Raw genomic sequence first — 24,007 nt, 5'->3', positions numbered from 1 at the left:
CCACCTCCACGAACCAAGGTTGTTAAAACAGAGATTTCGAGACGATGTTTCCAACCTCCGCGATGGTTATTCCAAGCGAGATCACGACATCCTCGATGAAGATGATCAACCCGGCACAGATGGCACAGACGATGGTGCCGAAGACGTTGCTGCGGACCGCCCAGAATATGGCGTAGAGCACCAGGCCGGCGGCAATGACGAAACCAATGGCGCCCGTCAGGATCTCGTTCATGAAAAGGTCATAGACGCTGTACGCAAAACTTCCGGAGGCCGCGCCTGGAAGGCGGATGCCACCGCCGGACAAAAGCCGACGGTTAAAACAATCAATGCGATAGTTAATTTTCGGACGGCTTGCATGGCTTTAGTCCTCCCTTTGGTGGTGTTGTTGATGGATGATTTTGCAATCGATGATATCGCTGCCATGAAAAATCCTCGGCTCGGCGACATTTATTGTGGCGTCCCTGTAGGTGGTGACCGGCTGTTTGGCGCAACCGACCAACACGGCAATAGCAATGATTGCGTAAAGGATGTGTTTCATGGTGACTCCCCGGTGCTTTGGCTTTTCAAAAGCCCGTAATTTCGAATGACCATGACTTTCAAAATCCGATCGGCTTCGGTCTTGACCCGCTTGTTCCAGAGGTCTGCCAGCGGCGTATGAAGGGGATACCTTTCCTGGATTTCCTTGAGCACCTGGTTATCCACCGCCCTGTGGAATCCGGGATGATTATCTCCCAACAGGTTGCCGATCGAGGCACGCACGGCTGCTTTGGCGACCTCAAAGAGGGTCTTTCGTTCGGGATCAGAAAGGGTGGACAGCTTTTCCTTTGCCGCTGCCAACATTTGGCTTTTCTGGCTTTTGAGGCAGGGTGTTTTCTTTTCGGCCTGTTCCCAGGCCTCTGTTTTGATGCGGTTCAGCTCCGTTGGGGAGATACACTCGAGGGTTTCTTGAACTTTCTGATCGATCTGCCGATCCCACTTTTCGATGTCAGCCAGGAGCTCTTGTTCGGCGCGTAGCGCTTCAAGATCGCTTTCTTTCTGCCGGCGCTCCAAAATACGCTGCTCGTTTTGGGCTGCCTGCCGAACCTTCAGATCCTCGGTGCCCCACCCACTTTCCAGCGATCGCTTCAGGAATGCGGGAAATCCGCCATCCTTGGTCGAATTGTGGATGGCATAATCGAGCTCAGCAGTGACATATGGCTTGCCGTGAGTTTTTAGATACGTGTCGATGCTATCCAACACGTCCTTGTGATCCTGGTAAATCCTGGGGATGCGGGAGCGGATGGATTTTGGAAAACGATTTTTAAGATCGACAGCCGCCGCTTCGGTGGTTGTTGTTGTGGTTTCTGTAGTAATCTCTGTAGTGGTTTCTGTATACGTCCCCCCATTTTTTGGGGGATGACCCCCAACTTTTTGGGGGGAGGTCCCCCATTTTTTGGGGGATATCCCCAAACTTTTTGGTGGGATATCCCCCAACTTTTTAGGGGGATATCCCCCTGCTTTTTGGGGGGATCTGGATTTATAGGAAATTTTGACGATATTTTCGATGTTCGGCTCGATATACATCACGTTCGTGATGGCAAGGCCGCTTCCCGTTTTGATATGGCGAAACTCGCGGGTGATCAGATTCTGGCTGACCAGATTGTCGATGGCGTTTTTAATCTGGTTTTTGGAGAAACCGAAAATGTCGGCATATTCCTGGTAGGTTTTCTGGAGCTTGTCGGCCTGGAATTTTTGCTGGATCCCGATCACATCGCCGGTGTGTTCGTCCCGGGTCATTACCGGTGTGTACCAATAGACGATATCGGATAAAAGGATGATAGCGACCACATCGGGCTTACCCGATCCAGTCAATATGTTGCGGAACCAGCTGATTGGCGTGATGTTCCCGGTCAACCGGCAGTTCAACATCTGATGACAAACAGGATTGATTTGGGCGTGATTTTCGTTCATAGACATGCCCTCCTCACGGACATTAACGCCTGAGCAAAATCAATGATGGTTTTATCTGCGTGTATTTTGCCGATGGAAGGCGCATCTCGCACCTACTCACTGAAACTTTTTGGTTCGGGCCAACCATTTTTAGGAAAACCATTTGCAATGGCTGGCATGTCATCGTATTGGCCCGGACATTCGGCTTTAATTCCATCAAAGAACCTTGAAATGGTAGATAGAATATCTATCTGTTCGATCACAAGGTCGCCCAGCTTGTCATTTCCTTGTCATTTTCTATATAGAAACCCCCTAAAAACAAAAAAGCGAAACCGGTATAACTAACCGATTTCGCTTAGTGTATTTTGGTGGGCCGTATTGGAATCGAACCAATAACCTACTGATTAAGAGTCAGGTGCTCTGCCTAGTTGAGCTAACGGCCCTCATTCAAGCCCGTGAAACAAAAGCGCTACCTAACAGTCTGAAGGCAAGTTGTCAATGTGTTTTTTATACTTAATCCAAAAAGAGGGGCGCTCACGATCTTGGTCAACGCTTTCCATTGGATCTGCTTTGGCGCTTGCGATCCCGCTTCCAGGCGTTCTTTTGTTTTTCCAAACGCTTGATGTTTCTTTTGGCCGGGGTTGCGGCCGAGGCGAGATCGGGAAAGTAGCTGCCCGGTGTCTTGGGCAACGTCGGGATCGGGGCGGCCTCGGTCGTTCGGGGCGCTTCCCGTGGCTCCGGCAGGGGCGGGCCGCTGAAACTTCCTACCGGAAGTGCGTCGGCCAACATCAAGTGGTCGCCGAAACAAAGCAGTTGGCTTCCTTTTTGTCTCAACTGCGCCGTATTCACCGTCAGGATGATCGGATCGCTGTCCATTCTTCGGCCGAGGCGTTGGGCCATTTGGCGGTCTCGGGCCAGTACGACATACGACATGGTGTCCCTCGGCCACGCCCCTTTCTCCAACGCCACGGGATACGCCCTGCGGCGAAGCGCATGGTACAATAGCTTGGGAATATCGCCGGCCATTTCCGCTTTTACCAGCTGGGACCGATCAATGGCCCGGATCAGATTCCGATCTATTTCCAACGGTGGCGGTGCCAATGTGTAGACCACTTCACGGATATGATTCTGCCGCACGTGACGCCAGCCGGCCTCTTCGTCCAGTGCCTTCAACAGGTCCTTGATTTTTACGAAACCCCGCTCATCGGGAACCAGACCGAATTCATCCGGCCGGCGGCCGAGGATGTAGGTGAGGAATTTAGCCAGTTTTTCGATTTGGTGGCGATGCTTGCTCAACGGCGATCCTGTACCCACCGGTTCTCATCAATGCATGGGGCGCGGGCGCCGGCATGGTGGGCAAAAGAGGCGGCGGTCGGCGGCAAGCCGGATGCACGCCCTCGGCTCGGCAAAACCCATTCGTCCCGAGTGTCGCCCGGCCCCGGTTTCATCCCGGTTTGCCTGCTTGACCTCCCGGGGCGGGTTTGATAGTTTCGCCTGCCATCACGGATAAAGTCAACCGGTTTCGTGAATTCAACAGAAAGGATCCGCTCCATGCAAACCGATCGTTCCAGGCAACTTTTTCAACGGGCTCAGAAACTGATCCCCGGCGGCGTCAACAGTCCGGTGCGGGCCTGCCGGTCCGTGGGGACCGATCCGCTGTTCATCCAGCGCGCTGACGGATGCCGGCTGTATGATGCCGATGGCAATACGTTCATCGATTATATCGGTTCGTGGGGACCGATGATTCTGGGGCACCGCCATCCAGCCGTGATTGCCGCATTGGCCGCGGTTCTGGAGCAGGGCACGAGTTACGGGGCGCCCACCGCCCTGGAAATCGAGCTCGCCGAGCTGATCGTTGCGGCCGTCCCCTCGGTGGATATGGTCCGCATGGTCAATTCGGGAACCGAAGCACCATGAGCGCGATCCGCCTGGCCAGGGGATATACCGGCCGTGACAAGATCATTAAATTCGACGGCTGCTATCATGGCCATGCCGATGCCCTGCTGGTGGAGGCCGGCTCCGGTGTTGCCACCCTACAGATTCCCGGCAGTCCCGGTGTGCCGGCTGAATTTGTCGGCCATACCTTGTCCCTGCCTTACAACGACAGCGAGGCCCTTCGAAAGGTCATGGACCAGCAGGGGGATCGGATTGCCTGTATCATCGTCGAGCCGGTCGCCGGAAACATGGGCTGGTGCCTCCCCTGGACGGCTTTCTCGAGACCCTACGGCAGACCACCGAGGCCCATGGGAGCGTGCTGATTTTTGACGAGGTGATGACCGGATTCCGGGTCGCCCTGGGCGGGGCTCAGCAATATTACGGGATCACGCCGGACCTCTCCTGTTTTGGCAAAATCATCGGTGGGGGCTTGCCCGTGGGGGCTTATGGTGGCCGACGGGAGATCATGGAACACGTCGCGCCCGTGGGCCCGGTGTATCAGGCCGGCACCCTGTCCGGCAACCCGTTGGCCATGGCGGCCGGGATTGCCACCCTCAAAGAGATCAACCGGCCGGGGTTTTATGCGGAATTGGACCAGCATGCCCAACGCCTGTTGGACGGCCTTTCGGCTGCCGCTGAAAAATCGGGCATTCCGGTCGCCTGTGCGCGGGTCGGCAGCATGTTGGGGCTCTTTTTCACCGACCAGCCGGTGCACAACTATGCCGATGCCAAAACGTCCGATCTGAAGCGATTTTCCGCCTATTACCAGGCCATGCTGGAAAAAGGCGTCTATCTGGCCCCCTCCCAGTTCGAAGCGCTTTTCCTTTCCGCCGCCCATGATGACCAGGTCATCGCTCAGACGTTGGCTGCGGCCGAAGCGGTATTTGCCATCCTTTAAAAACGATTCTTCAAAAGACCACCCCCCTTGTCGAACCCAGGTGCCGACAAGGGGGGTGTGTTTACTGTTCACCTTACCCATGGGCAAGGCATCGGTGCCACGGCGTCAGAAGGAAAAATGCAGACGGACCCACGGGATCAGTGCCCGCTGCCATTCTTGCAAATCGGTAAATGTGTTTTCCTCACCTTGGACGTAATCGAAGATGCATTGGACATTGATGTCCAGCGTCGAGTGATTGGAAAGCGCTATGCTGACGCCGGGCTCGTCGTCCTGGTCCAGAGTGGTCGGCTTGCTTGTTTGGACCACTGGATCCGGCGATGTCGCGGCGCCATACACGGGTTGCCAGCCACCGCTGAAAACGGTTATGAAAAATATGACGGCCGACGCCAATAAGGCCGGAACGATGGGTTCTCGCCGATCGATTTTGGAGGCAGACAATGCCATTGGGCAATCTCCAGAGTTTCTAATGGGCTGGGGATGTCATTCTTATATCTTGATTTTCCTCAATTGGCAACCGGCCGATGGACAAATCAGGCCAAGTCCCGAATGTTGAAGCGGGTAATCAACCTTGAGAGGTAGGTCCGCTGGATGTCCATGATCCGAGCGGCTTTGCTTCTGTTCCCTCCCGTATGTTTCAGGTTGAGCAGGATAAATGCCTTCTTGAATTCATTGAGGGCTTCCTCGAGGGTCAGCCCCACGCGCATCCCGCTGATCTTCGGCAGCGACGCCGTAATGGGCAGATCCTCCGGAACGATGCTTTTTCCATTCCCCATGACCACCGCCCGCTCGATGGCGTTGCGCAGTTCGCGGATATTGCCGGGCCAATCGTAACTCGCCATCTTGTCCATGGCCGCATCGGAGATGGTCAGGTGGGACAGACCGGTCTCTTTTTTAAAGAGATCCAGGAAGTGCTCGACCAGGGGCGGGACGTCCTCGAGACGTTCGCGCAAGGGGGGATGGTAAGCTGGACGACGTTTAATCGATAGTACAGATCTTCACGGAAGTTGCCCGCTTCAACCTCTTTCTTCAGATCCTTGTTGGTGGCCGAGAGGACCCGCACGTCGACGGTGATGGGGGTATTGCCGCCAACCCGATAGAAAACGCCTTCCTGCAGCACCCGCAATAATTTGGCCTGGATACCCGGGGCCATCTCGCCGATTTCGTCGAGAAAGAGGGTGCCTTCATGGGCGGCTTCGAACTTGCCGGTTTTCCGGCTGGTCGCACCGGTAAAGGCCCCTTTTTCATAGCCGAACAGCTCGGATTCCAAGAGGGTTTCGGGAAGGGCGGCACAGTTGAGCACCACCAATGGGTTCTCCTTGCGCGGACTCTCACGATGGATCAGGCGGGCCAAAAGTTCCTTGCCGGTTCCGCTTTCGCCCTGGATCAACGCCGTGGTTTTGGTGCGCGAGAGCTTCTGGGCATCCTCCAGCACCTTGGCGAGGGTCAGGCTTTTGCCGATGATCTGATGCTTTTCGCCCAACGCCTTTTTCAGATCCTGGTTCTCCTGGCGAACCTGCTCAAGGCTTCGCGCGCTGCCGATGGCCAGGGCGGCAAGGTTCGAAAACTCTTCGAGCACGTCCATGTCTGCCTGGGTAAAGCGGCTGGCATCGCGCTTGTTGAGGACCTGCACGACGCCGATGGTGCGATCGTTGATCTTCAGGGGCACGCAAGCCATGGAACGCGTCTCGAAATCCACCCGGTCACTGATCGTGCGCATCCAGCGGCTGTCCTGCTTGGCATCGGCGATCAACAGGGGCTGGCCGGTGCGGGCGACATGACCGGCGATGCCCTCTCCGATTTTGACCCTGAATTCCTTGACTTCGGCGCCCTTGGTGCCGGTGGCCACCTTGAAATAGAGGCTGCCTGTCTTGGCGTCGACCAGCAGCAGGGAGGCGGCTTCGGCGCGAACGACATTGGTGGCCGACTCGATTATCAACTGAAGCAGTTTGTCCAGGTCCTGAACGGAAGAGACCCAGGACGAAATGGCCTTCAGTTGCTCAATGGGGGCGGTGGCGTCCACGGTATCCGTATGTATCATTGTTGGCGTATCGCGTTGGTTGCCGGCAAATGTGAATGCCGGTGGGAAATAGTATCGCTTAATCCAGCACTACGGGTTGACGTGGTAAGCGTGTTGATCATGCGTGACGACCCATCCTTGACACGCATCCTTCGTGCCGGTTTACTACCGGCGTTCCGATGAAAACCATTCCGGCCGGCTTGCTTGGCCAAGCCGGTATAGGGGTTATCGGCAGCATAAAGGCCGATCAAAAGGCCTTTATTGCAAAACCTTGTGATGTTACCCCAAACAGGGTATTGTGGCGTTCAACCAAAGACGACACCGGCCTCTTGATCAAAGGATCATTCACCAATGATGCTGCCTGAAAACAATCGCATTCCCGAACGGGTGGACACCATCCACCTGATTGCCGTCTGCGGCACGGCCATGGGGGCGCTGGCCTGCATGCTCAAAAAGATGGGCTACCGGGTCACCGGTTCGGACAACAACATCTATCCGCCCATGAGCCGCTTTCTGGAAGAGCAGGGCGTTTTGATCATGAACGGATTCGATCCGTCGCATTTGTCTTCCAAGCCGGATCTCGTGGTGGTGGGCAATGCCGTCTCGCGGGACAACGCGGAAGTGGTCGCCGCAGGTCAGATGGGCCTGTACTACTGCTCCATGCCCCAGGCGGTGAACCGTTTTGCCGCCGCCGGCAAACACCAACTGCTGGTCGCGGGAACCCATGGTAAAACGACGACGTCGGCCCTGATTGCCTGGATCCTGCATTGGGCGGGCCGGGATCCTTCATTTATCATCGGCGGCATCCTGCCGAATTTCAACAGCAACTATCGCAGCGGGAGCGGGGACTGCATCGTGATCGAGGCGGACGAATACGACACCGCCTTTTTTGACAAGGGACCCAAATTTCTCCACTACACGCCGGACGCCGCCGTGCTGACCAGTATTGAATTCGACCATGCCGATATCTACCGCGACTTGGATCATGTGCGCGAGGCCTTCGGGCGGTTTGTTACCCTTTTCAGGCCCGAGGCCTTGCTGGTGAGCGCCGACGACAATGCCGACGTCATCCGCTTGGCCGGCAGGGCGGCCTGCCGGCGTGAGTCCTACGGGCTGCAAGCGGCGTCGGACTGGCAGCTGGCGGATATCCGCATCCAGGCACCGCTGACCCATTTTCGTATTCTGCATGGCGGCCGGGAATATGGCTGTTTCAAGAGCCCCATGATCGGCATGCACAATCTAAAAAACACCCTTGCCGCCGTGGCCGTGGCCCATGACCTGGGCGTGACCCCGGACCAGATCGCCGGTGCATTGGAACGGTTTGCCGGCGTCAAACGGCGCCAGGAGATCCGGGGCGAAAAAAACGGCATCACCGTGGTGGACGATTTCGCCCACCATCCCACGGCCGTCCGCGAAACGGTCCAGGCGGTAAAAACGCATTTCCCGAACAATCGTCTTGTGGCCGTTTTCGAGCCGCGCACCAACTCGAGCATGCGCAAGGTCTTCCAGCAGGACTATGCCACGGTTTTCGATGCCGCCGACCGGATCTTGATCCGTAAACCCTCGATGCTGCAAAAAGTCCCCGAAGGGGAGCGTTTTTCCAGCCTGCAGCTGGTCGCCGACCTCAAGTCCAGGGGGCGGGATGCCCTTCATTTCGACGATACGGAGGCCATCCTGGCGGACCTCCAACGCACCGCCAAACCCGGTGACATTATTCTGGTCATGTCCAATGGCGGCTTCGACAATATCCACGAAAGGCTGCTCGATCTCCTCTGAGGTGCCGGTTGGCATCCAAGAGGGAAGTCCCTTGGCGCAGGTATGGACAGCTCCTGCAAAATCTGGAAAATGGTGGAATCACAGTATGTTGTAGGAGTGGTCCATGACCGCGAAAAATAGAAATCGATCCAAATGCGATTGTCCTGGGGGATAACATCATGCTGCTCGATCGCTTCTTTGAAAAGGGTCGCCAATTTTTAGGATGCCGCTATCCGATCCTGTGCGGGGCCATGACCTGGGTCAGCAACCCGCAGTTGGTGAGCCATTTGGGGCGTTGCGGCGGGTTTGGTCTGCTCGCCGGCGGCAACGCCCCGGTGGCGGTATTGCAGCAGCAGATCGAGGAAACCCGGTCCCTGTCGGCAGACCCCTTCGGCGTCAATCTGATCACCATCGCACCGGCCTACGCGGAACAGTTGGACATGGTCTGCCGGATGAAATGCGCGGTGGTGGTCTTTGCCGGATCCATCCCCAGGGAAAACGACATCCATCGGGCCAAGGAGAGCGGGGCGCGGGTCATCTGTTTCGCCCCCACCGAGCAGTTGGCCCTGAAGCTGATCAAGATGGGCACCGACGCGTTGATCCTCGAAGGCTCCGAAGCGGGCGGCCACATCGGTCCGGTCTCCCTGACCGTTTTGATCCAGCAGATCCTGTTCAAGGTCGATTCCGTGCCGATTTTCGTGGCCGGCGGAATTGCCACGGGCCGCATGATGGCGCATTTGTTGATGATGGGCGCGGCCGGCATTCAGATGGGCACCCGTTTTGTGATGAGCGAGGAGTGTGCCGTACACCCGGAATTCAAGGAAACCTTTCGGCGGGCCAAGGCCCGCGATGCGGTGGCCACGCCGCAGTTTGACAGTCGTCTGCCGGTCATTCCCGTGCGGGCACTGAAAAACGAAGGGACGGACGCGTTCGGCAAGCTGCAATTGGATCTGATTCACAAACTCGAAACCCAGGCCATGGATCGCATGGAGGCGCAATTCGAGGTCGAACGCTTCTGGATGGGGGCCCTGCGGCACGCGGTTATGGATGGCGACACGAAAAAAGGCTCGCTGATGGCCGGCCAGAGCGTGGGGCTGGCCGACCGGATCCTGCCGCTTCAGGGTATCTTCGATGAACTGCTCGGCGACGCCGAAAACGAGCTGCAGCGCCTTGCCCAACAATTGGGCGAATAGCAGGGACCGCACGGCCGCGTTGTAGGGCAATCGCATTTGGATCGATTTCTATTTTCGCGGGCATGGCCCGCTCCTACAAATTCTTGTTATGTCAATGTATATCGTCGTTTGTTGTAGGAGCTGGCCTTGCCTGCGACCATTTTTTGGGTGAATAGGCTCCAAATGCGATTGCCCTGGGCCGCGTTGTTTCCACGGTTGACATCCATGGGTAAATCTGGTTAACCTTTTATACACAAAGGAGTTAACCAAATGACACCCAAAGACAAAATCATTTCCTTGTTGAAAAGCGTCGACGATGTGGTCTCCGGCGAAGTTCTCAGTGAACGGCTGGGGATCAGCCGCGTATCGATCTGGAAGCACATTCAGGGACTCGTCCAGCAGGGCGCGGCCATCGAGACCACCCCCAAGGGCTACCGGCTCCTCCAGGACCCGGACAGCCTGACGCCGTGGGCTTTCGGCGAGCGGCAGGCGCAGATCCACTATTTTCCCGAAACCACCTCGACCATGAACGAAGCCATCGAATTGGCGCGTGAGGGATGCCCCGATTTCAGTGTGGTGGTGGCCGAGCGCCAGACCGAGGGCCGGGGACGCATGCAACGTACCTGGGCGTCGGGCGATGGCGGCCTCTATTTCACCCTTGTGGTTCGTCCGGCGATTCCCCTCCAGCTGGTCGGCCTGGTCAACCTGGCGGCGGCCGTCGACATGGCCGAGGTGCTGCGGGAGCATTACGAAGTCGATGCCTGTCTGAAGTGGCCCAACGACATCCTGGTGGGCCAACGCAAGATTTGCGGCATCCTTTCCCAGATGGAAGCCGAAGGGGACCAGGTGGCCTACATGGGCATCGGTGTCGGCCTGAACGTCAACAATGCCCCGGAAACCGAAACGCCCGTTGCCGTCTCGTTGAAGCATTTGCTTGGCCGGCCGGTGCCGCGCCGGGAAATCCTGCTAGCCTTCCTCGATCGATTCGAACAACGTATCCGCACTTTCGATCCCGCGGTCGTGATTGAGCAGTGGAAAGCCTTCAACGTTACCGTGGGCCAGCGCGTGCGTGTATTTATTTTGCAAGAGACGGTCGAGGGCCTGGCCATGGATGTGGACGCCCAGGGGGGCCTGATCCTGAAACAGGACGACGGGACCCTGCGGACGGTGATTTACGGCGACTGCTTTCACCAATAACCACTGGCGCCGGATTGGCCTGTCAGCCTTGCAGCGCATGGCCGACAGGCATTGATTTTGACACCCAAAACTAACTCAGAGAGTACTTCCATGGATTCATCCACCCTGCAATTGAAACGCATGATCTACGCTTCCCTGATGGCGGCCCTGACGGCAGTGGGCGCCTATATCGCCATTCCCATCGGTCCGGTGCCGATTGTCCTGCAAAACCTCTTTGCCCTGTTGGCCGGCCTGCTTCTGGGCGGGCGCTGGGGCGTGATCAGCATCGCGGTCTATCTTTTGGCCGGTGCCGCCGGACTGCCGGTCTTTGCCGGCGGCACCGGCGGGATCGGCAAGTTTGTCGGCCCCACCGGCGGTTACCTGTTCGGGTATGTGCCTGCCGTCTACCTGGTGGGAATGATCGCCGAGAAGGGGCGCGGCCGCGTGGCGGTGGACCTGATGGCCATGCTGGCCGGTACGCTGACGATCTATGCCTTTGGTGTGCCCTGGCTCAAACTGATCACCGGAATGACCTGGTCCAAGGCCGCCGCCGTAGGCATGCTGCCCTTTCTGATTGGCGATGGATTGAAGATCGCCGTGGCCATTCCCATTGTCCGGGCCTTGCGGCCCATGCTCGACGGCCTGACCGGTCCGGTGAGGGTTGCCGGATAGGATGGCGCCGATCATTCAGACCCACCATCTGACCCACCGCTTTGCCGATGGGACCCTGGCCCTGGACGCGGTCAGTCTGGATTTCAATGCCGGCGAGCTGACGGTCATCGCCGGTGCCAACGGCTCGGGCAAGACGACCTTGCTGCGGCATCTCAATGGCTTGCTGATGGCCCAGAGCGGCGACGTCCGGGTGTGTGGCCGATCGGTGCGCGACGATCCCCTGGCCGCCCGCCAGGCGGTGGGCATGGTGTTTCAGGATGCTGACAGCCAGATCGTCGGCGAGACGGTGTACGACGATACCGCCTTCGGCCCCGAAAACCTGGGACTGGACCGCGAGGCGATCGATCGCCGGGTGAACCAGGCCCTATCGGCCGTGGATCTTGTCGGGCTGGAGAACAAGCGCCCCCACCACCTTTCCGGCGGGCAGAAGCGGCGTCTGGCCATCGCCGGCGTACTGGCCATGCAGCCGCGGGTTCTGCTCATGGACGAGCCCTTCTCCAACCTGGATTTTCCGGCCACCTGCCGCGTGTTGGAGCGGATCCTCGATCTGCACCGGCAAGGACACACCATCATCATTACCACCCACGATTTGGAGAAGGTGATCGCCCATGCCCGGCGCCTGGTGGTCATGGCCAAGGGCCGGGTGGTCAGCGACGGCATTCCCGAAGCGGTGGTTGCCGGCATCGCCCAATACGGGATCCGGCCACCCTGCTCCGTGCAACTGGGCAAGGGCATTCAACCGTGGGTGAGCTGACCGCCATCGGGTTCATCCCCGGCCGGTCGCTACTCCATCGCCTGGATCCCCGCACCAAGCAGATGCTGCTTTTTCTTCTGGGGGGACTCAGTCTCAACGCCGGCGTGACTTTCCTGGGGGTGGTGACCCTTGCATTGGGAATCCTGGGCCGTTCCGCGGGCCTCTCCCTGGGCCGCACGATCGCGGAAACACGCTACTTCCTTTACTTTCTTGTTTTTGTATTCGCGGTGCGCGCCGTGTCGTTCAGTGGCGGCTGGATCCCGTCGGTTTCTCTTCCTGCCCTGGTCGAGGCCGGCATGGTCTGCTGGCGGTTGCTCAGCGTGGTGCTGATGGGCATTCTGCTGATGGCCAGCACGCGTATCGCCCACATCCGCGCCGCCCTGGTCTGGTTCCTGAGGCCCATTCCCGGGATAAATCCGCGCATGGCGGCCACCATGGTGGGGCTGGTGGTGCGTTTTTTGCCCCTGATTCTCTTCCAGGCCAGGGAGATGTCCGATGCCCAGCGCGCCCGTTGCATCGACCGGCGCAAGAATCCCCTGGTGCGGCTTCGGCATTTCACCATCCCGCTGTTTCGGCGCGTCTTTCTGGGGGCCGATGAACTGGCCGCCGCCATGCAGGCGCGCTGCTATTCCAACGATCGCACCCTTCCCGCGCTTGCCTTTGGCCGCATCGATGCGGTGGCCTTGGGTGTCGCGTTGCTGCTCGCTGCAACCGTATTCATTCAATAAAGACGGATTCGTAACAAGCCCGATATCGGCGTTACGCGTATCCTTCGTCACTGCGGCGTACGCCAAGTACGCCTCATTCCTTAAGGATTCGCAAGCCTTGATCTCGGGCTTGTTACGAATCCGTCGGAAATGCGACTTTTTACGCGTTCATCAATAAAGGTCGCCACACCGGCCGCTTTCTGATAAAGGACCCATCATCACCTCCATCAATCCCTGTCCCAAAGGAGTGCGCCTTTGAAAATCGTCATCGTGGGGGCCGGAGAAGTCGGGTTCCATATTGCCAGTCGGCTGGCTCTTGAAAACAAGGATGTGGTCGTGATCGATGCCAATCCCGAGGCCTTGAAGCGCCTTTCGGAGAGCATCGACGTGCAGACCATCAACGGGTCGGGAAGCAGTCCTTCCATCCTCGAAGAGGCCGGTATTCACGAGGCCGAAATCATGCTGGCGGTGACCGATTCCGATGAGGTCAACCTGGTGGCCTGCCTGGTCGCCGATATTCTCGCGCCGACCACCAAGAAATTGGCCCGCCTGCGCGGCGCCGATTTCGATCGCTACCATAATGCCTTCAAGAGCAACACACCTCACATCGATACGGTGATCAACCCCGAAATCGAAGTCGTGCGCACGATTCAGCGCCTGATGAGCGTTCCCGGCGCGGTGGACGTCGGCGAATTCGCCGATGGGCGAATCAAGTTCGTGGGGCTTTACCTGGATCCCGGATCGCGGCTGGCCGATGTCAAACTTTCCGATCTGCCCGCCGTTATTCCGGAGGACCGCCCCTTGATTGCCGCCATCGTGCGCGATGATCGCCTGATCATCCCCAAGGGCAACAACCATCTGCGCGGCGGCGATCTGGTCTACTTTATCAGTGAGGAAAAGAAACTCTTCCGCCATCTGTCCATCTTCGACAAGCACGCGACACCGGTCAAACGGGTGCTGATCGTCGGCGGCGGTCGGATCGGCTACCGGCTGGCCCGCCAGTTGGAAGCCCAGTCGCTTTCGGTCAAGGTCGTGGAAAGACGGGCGGCGCGTTGCGAACACCTGGCCGAACGGTTGAACCGAACCGTGGTTTTGCATGGCGACGGTTCGGACCAGGGCCTTCTGATAGAGGAGAACATTCACGACGCCGATTTGGTGGTGACCCTTACCGGTGACGAGGAGACCAATATCCTCGCCGCGCTTCTGGCCAGGCGCCTGGGGGCCAAGAAAACCATCACCCAGATCAACAAGTTCAGTTATTTCCCGCTGATGTCGACCATTGGGATCGAACAGGTGGTCAGCCCGCGCCTGTCGGCCATCAACACGATCCTGCAGCACATCCGGCGCGGTAAGGTGCTTTCGGCCATTTCGATCAAGGGAGAAGAGGGCGAGGTGATGGAGGCGGTGGCCCTGCCCACCTCCGGTATCGTCGCCAAGCCCCTCAAGAAGATCGCCTTCCCCAAGGGGTCCATGGTGGCCGGCATCATCCGCCGGGAAAAGATCATCATCCCCACCGGCGACAGCATCATCGAACCCGAGGACCGGATCATCATCTTCGCCACCCGGAAAGCCATCCCCGGCGTGGAGAAGATCCTGGCCGTCAAGCTGGAGTACTTCTAGCATGCGCTGGCGCTATATTCTCAATACCGTCGGTGTGCTGAACCTTTTTTTCGGCGCCACCATGCTGGTTCCGCTGGTTTACGCCCTTTTCGCCATGGACGGCAGCCTGATGCCGCTGGTCAAGGCCATGGGGCTGACGCTGGTGGGCGGCAGCGTGCTGACCCTGGTCTTCCGGCATGAAAAGACCGAATCCATCAGCCAGCGCGAAGGCATGGCCATCGTGGCCGTGGGCTGGACGGCGATCGGCTTCTTCGGCGCCCTGCCGTTCTACTTTTCCGACCCGGGCTTTACCTTCGTGGACGCCTTTTTCGAGTCGGTCTCCGGGTTCACCACCACCGGATCCTCGATCCTGACCGACATCGAGGGGCAGAGCCCGGGGCTGTTGCTCTGGCGCAGCTTCATTCAATGGCTGGGGGGCATGGGCATCATCGTGCTCTCCATCGCCATTCTGCCCTTTCTGGCGTCGGCGGCATGCAGCTCTACAAGGCCGAGGTGCCCAGCCCGGTGCCGGACAAGCTCAAACCGCGCATCCGCGACACGGCCGTGATTCTCTGGCAGGTGTACGCGCTGCTCACCGTTGCCGAGGCGGCGCTGTTGATGGTTGGCGGCATGACGCTCTTCGATGCCTTGAACCACGCCTTCACCACCATGCCCACGGGCGGCTTTTCCACCAAGAATGCCTCCGTGGCCTATTTTGACAGCGTTTACATCGATGGGGTCATCACCCTGTTCATGCTGTTGGCCGGCATCAACTTCTCCCTGCACTACCAGGTGCTCAAGGGGCGTCCCTTGGCCTTTTGGAAGGATTCGGAATGCCGCTTCTACCTGGCCATGTGCCTGATCCTGACCCTTGTCGTCGGCGCCAACATCTACAAAAGCGTGTATGCCGATGCCGGCCAGTCCCTGCGCTATGCCGCTTTTCAGGTGGTTTCGATCGTCACCACCACCGGTTATGCCACGGCGGATTACGAGCTGTGGCCGGCCATGTCCCAGCTACTCATCTTTTTGTGCATGTTCGTGGGGGCCTCGGCGGGATCCACCGGCGGTGGCATGAAGTGCCTGCGCATCATGCTTTGTTTCAAGTTCTGCTACAAGGAACTGTTCCGCATGATCCATCCAAGGGCGGTATCGCATATCAAGATCGGCGGCAAGGGCGTACCCGAGGATGTGGTGCGCAGCGTGCTGGGCTTCCTGGCCCTGTACATGGCCTTGTTTGCCTTGAGCACGGTGCTCCTGGCCGGCATCGGGGTGGATTTCGTCACCGCCCTGGGCGCGTGGCCGCTACCATCGGAAACATCGGGCCGGGCTTCGGTCTGGTGGGACCGGTGGAAAATTTCGCCGGCATTCCGGCCCTGGGGAAATGGCTGCTTGCCTGGTGCATGCTGCTGGGGCGGCTCGAAATCTATACCCTGATCATTCTGGTGGTACCGGAATTCTGGAGGAAATAGAGGGCCTTGCCATCTTTTTACCAGACCGCCGATTTTAAGGTTGACAAAAGGGCTTGCCGCGTGTAGAAACGGTTTTTCTCTTTCGGGCCGTTAACTCAGTCGGTAGAGTATCTGCCTTTTAAGCAGAGAGTCGTTGGTTCGAGTCCAACACGGCCCACCAAAAAAGAGCTAAAGTTTGCGTCCCTATCGTCTAGCCTGGCCCAGGACACCGGCCTTTCACGCCGGCGACAGGGGTTCGAATCCCCTTGGGGACGCCACTTTTTTAATACATGTAACACCCCTATGTACTGGCCGTAATCGCAGACACCCTCTGCAGTTACGGCTTTTTTGTTTTTATGGTTCTGGGGGGTGAATGCAAGCTAAAAAACGATAGGCTTGTAAAAGGTGAAGCTTATGCTATTCTCAAAGCAATTGGCGGCCATTAGAGAAACTCGGATATGCCCACAGTAGGCCCTGCCGGTGAAGTCTGCATTTGATCGCGGGTGTGCTGATCAAGTGCGATGCCGAACGATAGAAACAGCCCCACGGGGCGCCCTTGCAGTAAAGGAGGTACCATCATGGGCCAAATTCAATACATCTCCGATGAAAACAACCGGGTGGTTGGGGTCATTGTGCCCATCGACCTTTGGCGGGAAATTGAGTCAGAAAAAGAGACGGCCTATCTTCTTAAAAACGAGGCGATGAAGAAACGATTGCTGGAGGCAAAAAACCGCAAGAAAGGCATCCCCTTTGACGAAGCCTGCAAAAAGCTTGGAGTTTGATCCGTCCGGGTTCGAGGATCTGGCTTGGTGGGTGGAAAAGGATCGCAAAAAGGCCCTACGCATTATCAAGCTGATCAAGGAGGTACAGCGCGATCCGTTCACCGGTACCGGCAAACCAGAACCGCTAAAGCATGAGCTTTCCGGTTGCTGGTCCCGCCGCATCGACCAGGAACACCGTTTGGTTTACCAGGTCAATGAAAACAACATCCGTATTTTAGCCTGCCGTTACCACTATTAAAGACCAAAAACCCGAAAAATGCCCCTAATTCTCTCCATGGGTGTAACCTATCTTCACAGCTATACGCTTCCTTAATTAGAATATTCGACACGAATCGTTACACCAGCGACTCTGCAAAAAACATAACCTCTTAAATTTAAACAGATATCTATATATATCGCTTATTGTATGATATTTGCATAGCCAAATTGCCACTTTGCCAATAAAAAAAGTAGATTTGCTTAAGAGCAAAGGAGGGTGGACCTTCAGTTCCACCAAAAGCGTTCCTATTCAAGCACATCGTAGAAACAGTTTGCTTTGTTGAAAATACAACTGGACTGAGCCACGTTGTGAAAGATGCTTCAGAACTGAAAACAAAATCGTTTCTTAATCGCCGGACGTAGGCGCGTTGGATACAGCATCGGGCTGTATTCCGATGTGTTTGTGATCCGGCTTTTTATTTCCAAGTGTGAATAAGAAAGTTGGTTTACTCGGCTACGATAGCCTTTGTTTGAGACACTGGTTTCTCCGCGCTGTAAATGATATTCATTTGATGGTGTCAAGTGCTTGAAAACGATGTGTGAGGTGGGCTTACCATAGATAAAAATTCGTAGAAAACATGCGGCTGTGTCAAGGGCAGACTTGATCCCTTTTTATAAGTTACTTCCTGTGAGCCACTTGCTTGGCTTGTCCCGAAAATGTAAAATTAAATATGAAAACAAAACATTTTTTTGTCATCCTTCTCTTTCTTTGCAACATTGAAGGTTGTTCTATTATCCAGTTCTGGGAATCTTCGGGATACGATCCAATATCAAATGCTTATATTTCATTTCCATGTTTTACAAACAAAGAAACTGCAGACGTTTATTGCAATAAAGTTATCGCGAAAATAGGTGATACCGAGATTTTGCCTGATAATGAAATACAAGTAAAAGCAGACAGATTACTCAGAAAAGTTAGTAGCGCTTACTTTAAACTTATTAGATCTTCAAGTGTGTTTTCATCGTATAGGGACTATGGACTATACTATATACCAAACCTAAAAATAAAAATTTTTTCAACTCAGATGCCTTTAGCTGCCTCTTATCCAAATGGTGAAATTCATTTTTCAAGAGCCTTGTGGGATAGTGATAGACCATATTCTGCAAAAAATGATAAGCAAAGAATTGCTTTAATCTCACATGAATTAATACATATTTTACATGGCCATATATGTTACCAATGGAAAGTGGCAGATGCATATAATCAATTCATAAAGGATAAATATTTATATGATTTGACTAAACTCACTCAATATCTTCCAGATATCATATATCTACACAATTTATAGTACTTGCAACTTAAATGAACTTGTTAATCTTGGGACATTTATCGAATTTCTTGCTGATTTCGGTGCCGCAATTCTATTAGATTATATGAATATAGATATTGAAGAATTTTGCCAATTATTAGAAGGATTGAATGAGTATCAGTTAAAAAACATCAACGATGTTAATCATAATATTTACTATAACGATTCATTAATTCACAGAGTCAAATGCTTAAGAAATATAAAGAGAATGTCAGAAATTGAATCGCAAGAATTCTTAGCTGTCCAATTTTCAAATTATTCAATTCACGGTCAAGAATATAATTACAATTTGTATAGTATAAATCGCTATCCAGATCTCAAAATCTTCTTAGGATACTGGGGATGTGCACTCCCAAGATTTGGAATAGTTCCATTTAATGCAAAATTTGTAATCTATAGTAATGGAAATAATATTAGGTTGGATAATAAAAATAGTCTAAAAACTCATATAAAAACTCAAAATGGATATGTGAATCCATCAAAAATAGTTACGGGTGTTGTTCTGCCATATAAGTATTTGCAAGTTCCAATATTTTCATTCATCAAATAACATAGGAGATTGCAGTTTTGAAAAACAAAAAAGAGTCCTCAAAAGTTAATATTATCATCTTGACGATCATATTTCTTACCCTTATAAACTGCACAATGAAGAAACAACAAGTAGCCCCTCTTTATATTGAAGAAGATATAGGTAATTATCAAATCCCAGACAACTATGATTCATATACACTGTTTTTTGCAACTTCATATTATTATACGGAAAATTTGACTCTAAAAGATAGTAATAACTTTAAAAAAAAGTTTGAAGCGTTTTGGGAAAAGTATTGGTAATAACAATCTGGTTGTTTGGGTAAAAAATCCTAAAACCGATGGACTAAATGTTGAAATGGGAAAAACTTATGCAGATAGATTATACAGGTGGTATGGCTATAATTTAGATTATAGCAGTGGACCCTATTTGGTTTACTTAACGCAGAATCCTAATCAACCTCCCAATGCTAATGATTTTGCAGCTATAATAGGATTTAAAAATAAGAATTATGAGGATTCAATTGAAGCAATTGAATACTTAGAATCGCAGATACGCAGAGAAAAAGTCAAAAAGGAAGATGTTACAATGATAAACTACTGGATTGATCTAAAATCAATTGCAAGATCAAATGTGGATATAATAATTGATATTGCTAAGAATATTGGAAAAAAATAATTATTTATATAATAGTCGAATGTGGTAACGAGATTCATTCTATGCGTTGCCGTATTCGGCGTGGCATCGGGCAAAACCAACTATTTAGAATTGTTTTAATTGACTTTAAAATACCCCCTGAAAATTTAGCTATATTGAGTTTTTTGAGGACAAAAAGAACATTATAAGGTTGACTTTTGGCAGGTGTCTCTTGCCTATATCCTGCTTTTTGGGGGGAACTCCGGGAACTCCGGGACGTCCTTAAATATCTAAATAAAATGTCACTATATCACCATATAAACGTATGAATAGAAACAATAGACGGGCAAGGCCCGTCAAACATTGCCCGTGCAGAAAGGAATCGACACAACAAGACTGAATTCCGGTCGAAGTGTTGGACTGATTGATAACAGTCAACGGTGTTGGTATTGTTCCCTAAATTGAGCGTTTCCCATTTTGGACATGTTGTAATCCAAAGTAGTGTGAGTGCCTTACGCCACTTTAAAACGCCAAAATGGGAAACCCTCCGGGATTGCCGATCTCACCCCATCTACGGCGTCAGATGACTCCCCGCATAGGAGACTATAGCGGAAAGCCATCTTCCTTGTATATGCGGCAAGCTCGGACAATCGCTCAATTTAGGTGTTTCCAACATGAAAGCCGTAAAACTCATTCACACACGTATTATATATTCCCAATCGGCATTTGCAGAACTGGTTTTGTGGTGTTTCCCAAAGCCGCTGATGGGGTCTTTACACGGGTTTAAATACAGGCTCGCGTATGTTGTGCGTGGCGAATGTGTTTTGCGCTACGATAGTGAGACCGGTAAGGGCGATCATCGCCATTTGGGTGGAAAGGAACGCGCCGATGAGTTCACGATACCGGAACAGTTGGTCGCTGATTTCCAGCATGATATCGAGAGGTGGAACCATGAAAATCGTAACCCTTGATGTACGGACGCCTGGCGATGCGATGGCGGATTTTACAAGGGCTTGGGAGACAGGAAAACCCGAAGGTTCCGCACGCATCAGCTTTGCGACGCCGGAATTGCTTTGGCGCGTATTAACTGATTGCCCTGGTCGGACCAAACTAATCCCTTCTTTTAAAAATAATACCAATGAATCCCCTTATTCGTCAATGTTTTAACTCATTGAAAAAATTATAATAAATTGCTTGCCTCCTGCATTTGGTTCTGTCATAAGAATGTGGAATCCTCTTCCATCTGCCAATCTCTTCTGTTTAATAGTTCCACCCCGAATGGGTGATAGTCGTCGGCCTTCTTTTTACGAATCCGTCGGAAATGCGACTTTTTACGGGTTCATCAGCTTTGGTCTGAACACAGATTCTATTTAGAAGGTGACGGGAGGAAGCCAATGGAGCCGCGATTGAACAAAGAAGGTGTCAGGTATCTGCTTGCACCTTTACGCTGGACGATACTGATGGCGGTTGCCTTTTTTCTCGCGGCTGGCCAACTGAATATCTTGAGAGCATGGCTTGCTTTTGGAATTCATTTTCTGGGGGCGATCGTCGGTGCTATATTGATGTGGAAGTTCGCACCCGGGTTGGCAAACCAGAGAGCATTTATCCGGCAGGGTACTAAAAGATGGGACAAGCTAATTTTGGCAATCTACTTTTTATTGGTTTTGTTGGCCATCCCAATATTGGCAGGGCTTGATGTCGGTAGATATCAGTGGTCTCAATTGAACATCAACTATGCGATTGTGGGTATTGTTCTCTATTTGGGGTTCTTTCTCCTTTTTTATTGGGCCATGTTGACAAATGAGCATTTTGAGGGGAGCTCAAGAATTCAAAATGATCGTGCTCACAGGGTCGTAATGAACGGTCCCTATGGTCTTGTTCGCCATCCCGGTTATGTGGCCATGATTTTTGCGTGTTTAGCGGATTCATTTATCATCGGATCGTTGTATTCATTGATCCCAGCAATTCTTGCTGTTATCATTACGATTATTCGTACATTTCTTGAGGACAGGATGCTACAGAACGAGTTGGACGGATATTCGGAGTATTCTCGAAAAATAAAATATCGGCTTATCCCTGGTATTTGGTAAATTCATCAAATAATCGAACCACGGCTTCCTTGGGAGGATAAAGAGCCTGTCGGTACCAATTACAATCCGAATATCAAAAGATAGTCAATATCCCGATTTAGATGCAAATACTTATTTTACTGTTAAAATGCGAATGATATACATACAAATAATCGGATGCGCGCTATTTTTTCTAAGTACAGTTGTTCTTGGCATCTTTCTAAGGAAATATCCAACGGAAAAAGTATGTGAAACAACAACGATGACTCTCCACTTTATTGTTGTTGTTGCTTTATTTCTTCCAGTATTGATTGGGATATTCTACCCGGGCCTTACTAAATATGATGAGCTTTTAGGGATTCAATCCCTGCCATATAGGGCAATAGGAATAGCACTTGGCGTGATATTTATCCCTATTGGGATATTTTTTGTGGCGGTTTCAAATTTGGCCTTAATGGAGAAAGGTCACGGTCAAGCCGCTTTTTTTCTGACAAAGAATGTAGTTGATGGATATGTATATAAGTTGTCAAGAAATCCAATGTCTTTTGCTTTTATGCGGGATGTTTGGCACTTGGCCTCTTAGCAGGTTCGACATTTTTTACTCTATGGCTGGCACTTGAAGTTATTCCAGCCCATATCTTTTATTTAAAATTCTTTGAAGAACGGGAGCTGGAATTAAGATTTGGTCGCCCGTATTTAGAATATAAGAAAGCGGTGCCGTTTCTTATCCCCATATTTCGTAATGTATCTGTACATGAGTCAACAAATGGAAAGTCTTAGAACTTTTTTACCATGCATTGCAGCAGACAACCAAGGCCGTGTCGTTATGGAAAAATTTGAGTCTTGCCGTGAAACATTAAAATTTACGATAAATAACTTGAAGGCGGGTATACTGGCTACTTTTCAAATAGTGAGCATGAGTCTTTTTATAATATGTTTTACCGCAACGGGCTGCTCGCTTATTAAATTGAAAAAAGACACGAATAAATTTCAGGAATACACAGCTATCGTCGGGCATATTGATGCAAAATGCTTGGGAAACGGGCCGATTATTGTCGCTGCTTGCTCAGTGGAAGATGGAATGAAAGCCGTAAACTATACGGTTTTGCACGATTCCGGAGAGTATGAGCTCGGCGTTCATCAAGGTAATTATTACATCTTTGCGTATCGGGATAAAAACAGCAACCTTATTTATGATGATGGTGAACCTGCCGGTCAATATGGCGACCCAACTTTAGTCCGAGCTCCTGCCGTTGGCGTTGTTTTCGATATTGATATCATCATTCCAGAAAAGTATCAAAATATAGAGATACCCCATGGGAAAATAATCTCATCGGTAAAGCCTCCACATCTCTATAGCCGGCAAGCGGGAATTATAACGGATTTAGATGATGAGCGCTTTGCTGAGGAGAATGGGAAAAAAGGCTTTTGGGAGCCGGGCTCGTTTTTCTCTCAATTTGGCGGAACTATCTATTTTCTCGAGGAATATGATCCTGATAAAATTCCGATTCTTTTTATACACGGCGCCACCGGAACGCCCAAAGGATGGCAGTATCTTGTTAATCACATCGATAGGTCCCGTTTTCAGCCTTGGTTCTTTTACTATCCAACCGGACTGCGCATAGACAGCATGGCATACCTGCTGCTCTGGAAACTATCCAACCTCCAGGCGAAATACCAATTTAATGAAATTATTTTTGCTGCCCACAGCATGGGCGGTTTGGTCGCAAGATCTTTTATCGTAAATTATTTTCCACAATTTCCTTACGTAACACTTTTTTTTTCAATGGCAACACCATGGGGCGGCGATCGGATGGCCGAATACGGCGTCAAGCAATCTCCGGTAGTCATTCCCAGCTGGTACGATATGCAACCGGATGGTGATTTTATCAAATCATTATACAGGAAAAAATTACCCGAATCCGTGAAGTTTTATTTGTTTTACGGTTACAAAGGAAGTCGCAATCCTTTACGATCGAACAATGACGGTACGATTACCCTATCCAGTCTTCTGGACGACAGGCCACAAGCCGAAGCTGGCATGAGCTATGCTTTTAATGAGGACCATGCAAGCTTGCTTTTCAGCGAGAAAGTGGCAGATCAATTTAATGCAATTCTTAATACATCTTATGAGCAAGATAGTATATCCCGTCAACAAGCCGGGGGATACCTTAAGATTCATTTTGCATACGACTATGATTGCAAGAGGGTGAGACCCAAACCAGCACTCCTGCTTTATCGTATTGGTAAAAAGGATGAGGAAGTCGTTACTTTCTTTAACCATGGAGACGATGGTAAAATAATTGGACCTATTCCTGTGGGAGAATATGTGGCAAGCATGGTCACAATGGCCGCAAAGAT

25 protein-coding genes, 3 tRNA genes and 2 pseudogenes are annotated in these 24,007 nt (G+C 52.4%); 24 read left to right on the top strand and 6 right to left on the bottom strand.

The genetic code is table 11. The features are described from left to right. Positions 1-19 precede the first annotated feature (19 nt). Positions 20-577 carry a hypothetical protein gene (locus tag JCM12296_RS37985; RefSeq protein WP_157067464.1) on the top strand — a complete coding sequence of 186 codons (558 nt, stop codon included), beginning with the start codon at positions 20-22 and terminating at the stop codon, positions 575-577. Here the strand turns inward: JCM12296_RS37985 and JCM12296_RS08140 are convergent. The 3 genes from JCM12296_RS08140 to JCM12296_RS08130 all read right to left on the bottom strand — a co-directional run bounded on the left by JCM12296_RS08140 (position 535) and on the right by JCM12296_RS08130 (position 3,225). Next, positions 535-1,566: a hypothetical protein gene (locus JCM12296_RS08140; RefSeq protein WP_157067463.1), complete on the bottom strand. Its 1,032-nt coding sequence runs from the start codon at positions 1,564-1,566 to the stop codon at positions 535-537. The two genes, JCM12296_RS37985 and JCM12296_RS08140, sit on opposite strands and share 43 nt — an antisense overlap. Before the next feature lie 729 nt (positions 1,567-2,295). Then, positions 2,296-2,372, bottom strand: a tRNA-Lys gene (locus JCM12296_RS08135). 103 nt (positions 2,373-2,475) lie between these two features. Then, on the bottom strand, positions 2,476-3,225 hold the full coding sequence (locus tag JCM12296_RS08130) for an RNA 2'-phosphotransferase (RefSeq protein WP_054691446.1): 750 nt from the start codon (positions 3,223-3,225) through the stop codon (positions 2,476-2,478). 327 nt (positions 3,226-3,552) lie between these two features. On the opposite strand from JCM12296_RS08130, the pseudogene hemL reads away from it, so the two are divergent. Continuing rightward, positions 3,553-4,762, top strand: a pseudogene (hemL, locus tag JCM12296_RS08120) (glutamate-1-semialdehyde 2,1-aminomutase). Positions 4,763-4,867: 105 nt separating this feature from the next. Here hemL and JCM12296_RS08115 read toward each other — a convergent pair. From JCM12296_RS08115 to JCM12296_RS08105, 3 genes are all read right to left on the bottom strand, one after another. Next, complete coding sequence (locus JCM12296_RS08115) at positions 4,868-5,206, bottom strand: hypothetical protein (protein WP_054691444.1); 339 nt, start codon at positions 5,204-5,206, stop codon at positions 4,868-4,870. Between the two features lie 86 nt (positions 5,207-5,292). Next, a complete protein-coding gene (locus tag JCM12296_RS08110) occupies positions 5,293-5,712 on the bottom strand; it encodes an AAA-type ATPase lid domain-containing protein (RefSeq protein ID WP_157067462.1) in 420 nt (139 codons plus the stop codon). Next, positions 5,628-6,800 carry a sigma 54-interacting transcriptional regulator gene (locus JCM12296_RS08105; protein ID WP_054691442.1) on the bottom strand — a complete coding sequence of 391 codons (1,173 nt, stop codon included), beginning with the start codon at positions 6,798-6,800 and terminating at the stop codon, positions 5,628-5,630. Before JCM12296_RS08105 ends, JCM12296_RS08110 begins: the two co-directional genes overlap by 85 nt. A 158-nt stretch (positions 6,801-6,958) precedes the next feature. On the opposite strand from JCM12296_RS08105, the gene JCM12296_RS08100 reads away from it, so the two are divergent. From JCM12296_RS08100 to JCM12296_RS08010, 22 genes and pseudogenes are all read left to right on the top strand, one after another. Next, positions 6,959-7,144 carry a hypothetical protein gene (locus tag JCM12296_RS08100; protein WP_054691441.1) on the top strand — a complete coding sequence of 62 codons (186 nt, stop codon included), beginning with the start codon at positions 6,959-6,961 and terminating at the stop codon, positions 7,142-7,144. Next, complete coding sequence (gene mpl, locus JCM12296_RS08095) at positions 7,131-8,555, top strand: UDP-N-acetylmuramate:L-alanyl-gamma-D-glutamyl-meso-diaminopimelate ligase (RefSeq protein WP_306303987.1); 1,425 nt, start codon at positions 7,131-7,133, stop codon at positions 8,553-8,555. Before JCM12296_RS08100 ends, mpl begins: the two co-directional genes overlap by 14 nt. A gap of 158 nt (positions 8,556-8,713) precedes the next feature. Beyond that, positions 8,714-9,727 (top strand): NAD(P)H-dependent flavin oxidoreductase, encoded by a 1,014-nt coding sequence (locus tag JCM12296_RS08090; protein ID WP_054691440.1) that lies wholly within the window; start codon positions 8,714-8,716, stop codon positions 9,725-9,727. 249 nt (positions 9,728-9,976) lie between these two features. Further along, positions 9,977-10,903: a biotin--[acetyl-CoA-carboxylase] ligase gene (locus JCM12296_RS08085; protein ID WP_054691439.1), complete on the top strand. Its 927-nt coding sequence runs from the start codon at positions 9,977-9,979 to the stop codon at positions 10,901-10,903. Between the two features lie 90 nt (positions 10,904-10,993). After that, positions 10,994-11,554, top strand: a complete 561-nt coding sequence (locus tag JCM12296_RS08080; RefSeq protein ID WP_054691438.1) for a biotin transporter BioY — start codon at positions 10,994-10,996, stop codon at positions 11,552-11,554. A gap of 1 nt (position 11,555) precedes the next feature. Further along, the gene (locus tag JCM12296_RS08075; protein ID WP_054691437.1) at positions 11,556-12,308 is read left to right on the top strand and encodes an energy-coupling factor ABC transporter ATP-binding protein; all 753 of its coding nucleotides are present in this window, start codon (positions 11,556-11,558) and stop codon (positions 12,306-12,308) included. After that, the gene (locus JCM12296_RS08070) at positions 12,296-13,036 is read left to right on the top strand and encodes an energy-coupling factor transporter transmembrane component T family protein (RefSeq protein WP_054691436.1); all 741 of its coding nucleotides are present in this window, start codon (positions 12,296-12,298) and stop codon (positions 13,034-13,036) included. Before JCM12296_RS08075 ends, JCM12296_RS08070 begins: the two co-directional genes overlap by 13 nt. A 234-nt stretch (positions 13,037-13,270) precedes the next feature. Continuing rightward, on the top strand, positions 13,271-14,635 hold the full coding sequence (trkA, locus tag JCM12296_RS08065) for a Trk system potassium transporter TrkA (protein ID WP_054691435.1): 1,365 nt from the start codon (positions 13,271-13,273) through the stop codon (positions 14,633-14,635). A 1-nt stretch (position 14,636) separates the two neighbouring features. Further along, a pseudogene (locus JCM12296_RS48945) lies at positions 14,637-16,048 on the top strand (TrkH family potassium uptake protein). Between the two features lie 119 nt (positions 16,049-16,167). After that, a tRNA-Lys gene (locus tag JCM12296_RS08055) sits at positions 16,168-16,243 on the top strand. A gap of 19 nt (positions 16,244-16,262) precedes the next feature. Next, a tRNA-Glu gene (locus JCM12296_RS08050) sits at positions 16,263-16,340 on the top strand. A gap of 300 nt (positions 16,341-16,640) precedes the next feature. Then, on the top strand, positions 16,641-16,844 hold the full coding sequence (locus tag JCM12296_RS08045; RefSeq protein WP_054691434.1) for a prevent-host-death protein: 204 nt from the start codon (positions 16,641-16,643) through the stop codon (positions 16,842-16,844). After that, positions 16,834-17,082 carry a Txe/YoeB family addiction module toxin gene (locus JCM12296_RS08040; protein ID WP_172683813.1) on the top strand — a complete coding sequence of 83 codons (249 nt, stop codon included), beginning with the start codon at positions 16,834-16,836 and terminating at the stop codon, positions 17,080-17,082. The genes JCM12296_RS08045 and JCM12296_RS08040 overlap by 11 nt, the downstream gene beginning before the upstream one ends. 661 nt (positions 17,083-17,743) lie before the next feature. After that, positions 17,744-18,391 (top strand): hypothetical protein, encoded by a 648-nt coding sequence (locus tag JCM12296_RS37980; RefSeq protein ID WP_157067461.1) that lies wholly within the window; start codon positions 17,744-17,746, stop codon positions 18,389-18,391. 85 nt (positions 18,392-18,476) lie between these two features. After that, entirely contained in the window at positions 18,477-18,962 is a 486-nt protein-coding gene (locus tag JCM12296_RS37975; protein WP_157067460.1) for a hypothetical protein, read from the top strand. Between the two features lie 17 nt (positions 18,963-18,979). After that, a complete protein-coding gene (locus tag JCM12296_RS39710; RefSeq protein WP_054691432.1) occupies positions 18,980-19,243 on the top strand; it encodes a hypothetical protein in 264 nt (87 codons plus the stop codon). Continuing rightward, positions 19,215-19,619, top strand: coding sequence for a hypothetical protein (locus tag JCM12296_RS08030; protein WP_157067459.1), 405 nt, complete (start codon positions 19,215-19,217; stop codon positions 19,617-19,619). Before JCM12296_RS39710 ends, JCM12296_RS08030 begins: the two co-directional genes overlap by 29 nt. 632 nt (positions 19,620-20,251) lie before the next feature. Then, positions 20,252-20,548 (top strand): toxin-antitoxin system TumE family protein, encoded by a 297-nt coding sequence (locus JCM12296_RS36110; RefSeq protein WP_083455954.1) that lies wholly within the window; start codon positions 20,252-20,254, stop codon positions 20,546-20,548. Next, on the top strand, positions 20,529-20,744 hold the full coding sequence (locus JCM12296_RS43805) for a hypothetical protein (protein ID WP_246804066.1): 216 nt from the start codon (positions 20,529-20,531) through the stop codon (positions 20,742-20,744). The genes JCM12296_RS36110 and JCM12296_RS43805 overlap by 20 nt, the downstream gene beginning before the upstream one ends. 239 nt (positions 20,745-20,983) lie before the next feature. Then, positions 20,984-21,667 (top strand): methyltransferase family protein, encoded by a 684-nt coding sequence (locus JCM12296_RS08020; protein WP_054691429.1) that lies wholly within the window; start codon positions 20,984-20,986, stop codon positions 21,665-21,667. Between the two features lie 241 nt (positions 21,668-21,908). After that, the gene (locus JCM12296_RS08015) at positions 21,909-22,229 is read left to right on the top strand and encodes a methyltransferase (protein ID WP_054691428.1); all 321 of its coding nucleotides are present in this window, start codon (positions 21,909-21,911) and stop codon (positions 22,227-22,229) included. A gap of 183 nt (positions 22,230-22,412) precedes the next feature. Beyond that, on the top strand, positions 22,413-24,007 hold a 1,595-nt coding region (locus tag JCM12296_RS08010; protein ID WP_054691427.1), incomplete at its 3' end, for a lipase family alpha/beta hydrolase.

The sequence above is a fragment of the Desulfosarcina cetonica JCM 12296 genome, assembly GCF_001311845.1.
GTDB classification, from domain to species: Bacteria; Desulfobacterota; Desulfobacteria; order Desulfobacterales; family Desulfosarcinaceae; genus Desulfosarcina; species Desulfosarcina cetonica.
The sequence above is the reverse complement of the archived record's forward strand: the minus strand, read 5'-3'. Positions and strand labels throughout refer to the sequence as shown.

Excerpts from the sequence above, each read along its gene's own strand:
- JCM12296_RS08115 (WP_054691444.1), bottom strand. The coding sequence starts at position 5,206 with ATGGCATTGTCTGCCTCCAAAATCGATCGGCGAGAACCCATCGTTCCG.
- JCM12296_RS08105 (WP_054691442.1), bottom strand. The coding sequence starts at position 6,800 with ATGATACATACGGATACCGTGGACGCCACCGCCCCCATTGAGCAACTG.
- JCM12296_RS08100 (WP_054691441.1), top strand. The coding sequence starts at position 6,959 with ATGAAAACCATTCCGGCCGGCTTGCTTGGCCAAGCCGGTATAGGGGTT.
- mpl (WP_306303987.1), top strand. The coding sequence starts at position 7,131 with ATGATGCTGCCTGAAAACAATCGCATTCCCGAACGGGTGGACACCATC.
- JCM12296_RS08090 (WP_054691440.1), top strand. The coding sequence starts at position 8,714 with ATGCTGCTCGATCGCTTCTTTGAAAAGGGTCGCCAATTTTTAGGATGC.
- JCM12296_RS08085 (WP_054691439.1), top strand. The coding sequence starts at position 9,977 with ATGACACCCAAAGACAAAATCATTTCCTTGTTGAAAAGCGTCGACGAT.
- JCM12296_RS08080 (WP_054691438.1), top strand. The coding sequence starts at position 10,994 with ATGGATTCATCCACCCTGCAATTGAAACGCATGATCTACGCTTCCCTG.
- JCM12296_RS08075 (WP_054691437.1), top strand. The coding sequence starts at position 11,556 with ATGGCGCCGATCATTCAGACCCACCATCTGACCCACCGCTTTGCCGAT.
- JCM12296_RS08045 (WP_054691434.1), top strand. The coding sequence starts at position 16,641 with ATGGGCCAAATTCAATACATCTCCGATGAAAACAACCGGGTGGTTGGG.
- JCM12296_RS37975 (WP_157067460.1), top strand. The coding sequence starts at position 18,477 with ATGAATATAGATATTGAAGAATTTTGCCAATTATTAGAAGGATTGAAT.
- JCM12296_RS36110 (WP_083455954.1), top strand. The coding sequence starts at position 20,252 with ATGAAAGCCGTAAAACTCATTCACACACGTATTATATATTCCCAATCG.
- JCM12296_RS43805 (WP_246804066.1), top strand. The coding sequence starts at position 20,529 with ATGAAAATCGTAACCCTTGATGTACGGACGCCTGGCGATGCGATGGCG.
- JCM12296_RS08015 (WP_054691428.1), top strand. The coding sequence starts at position 21,909 with ATGACTCTCCACTTTATTGTTGTTGTTGCTTTATTTCTTCCAGTATTG.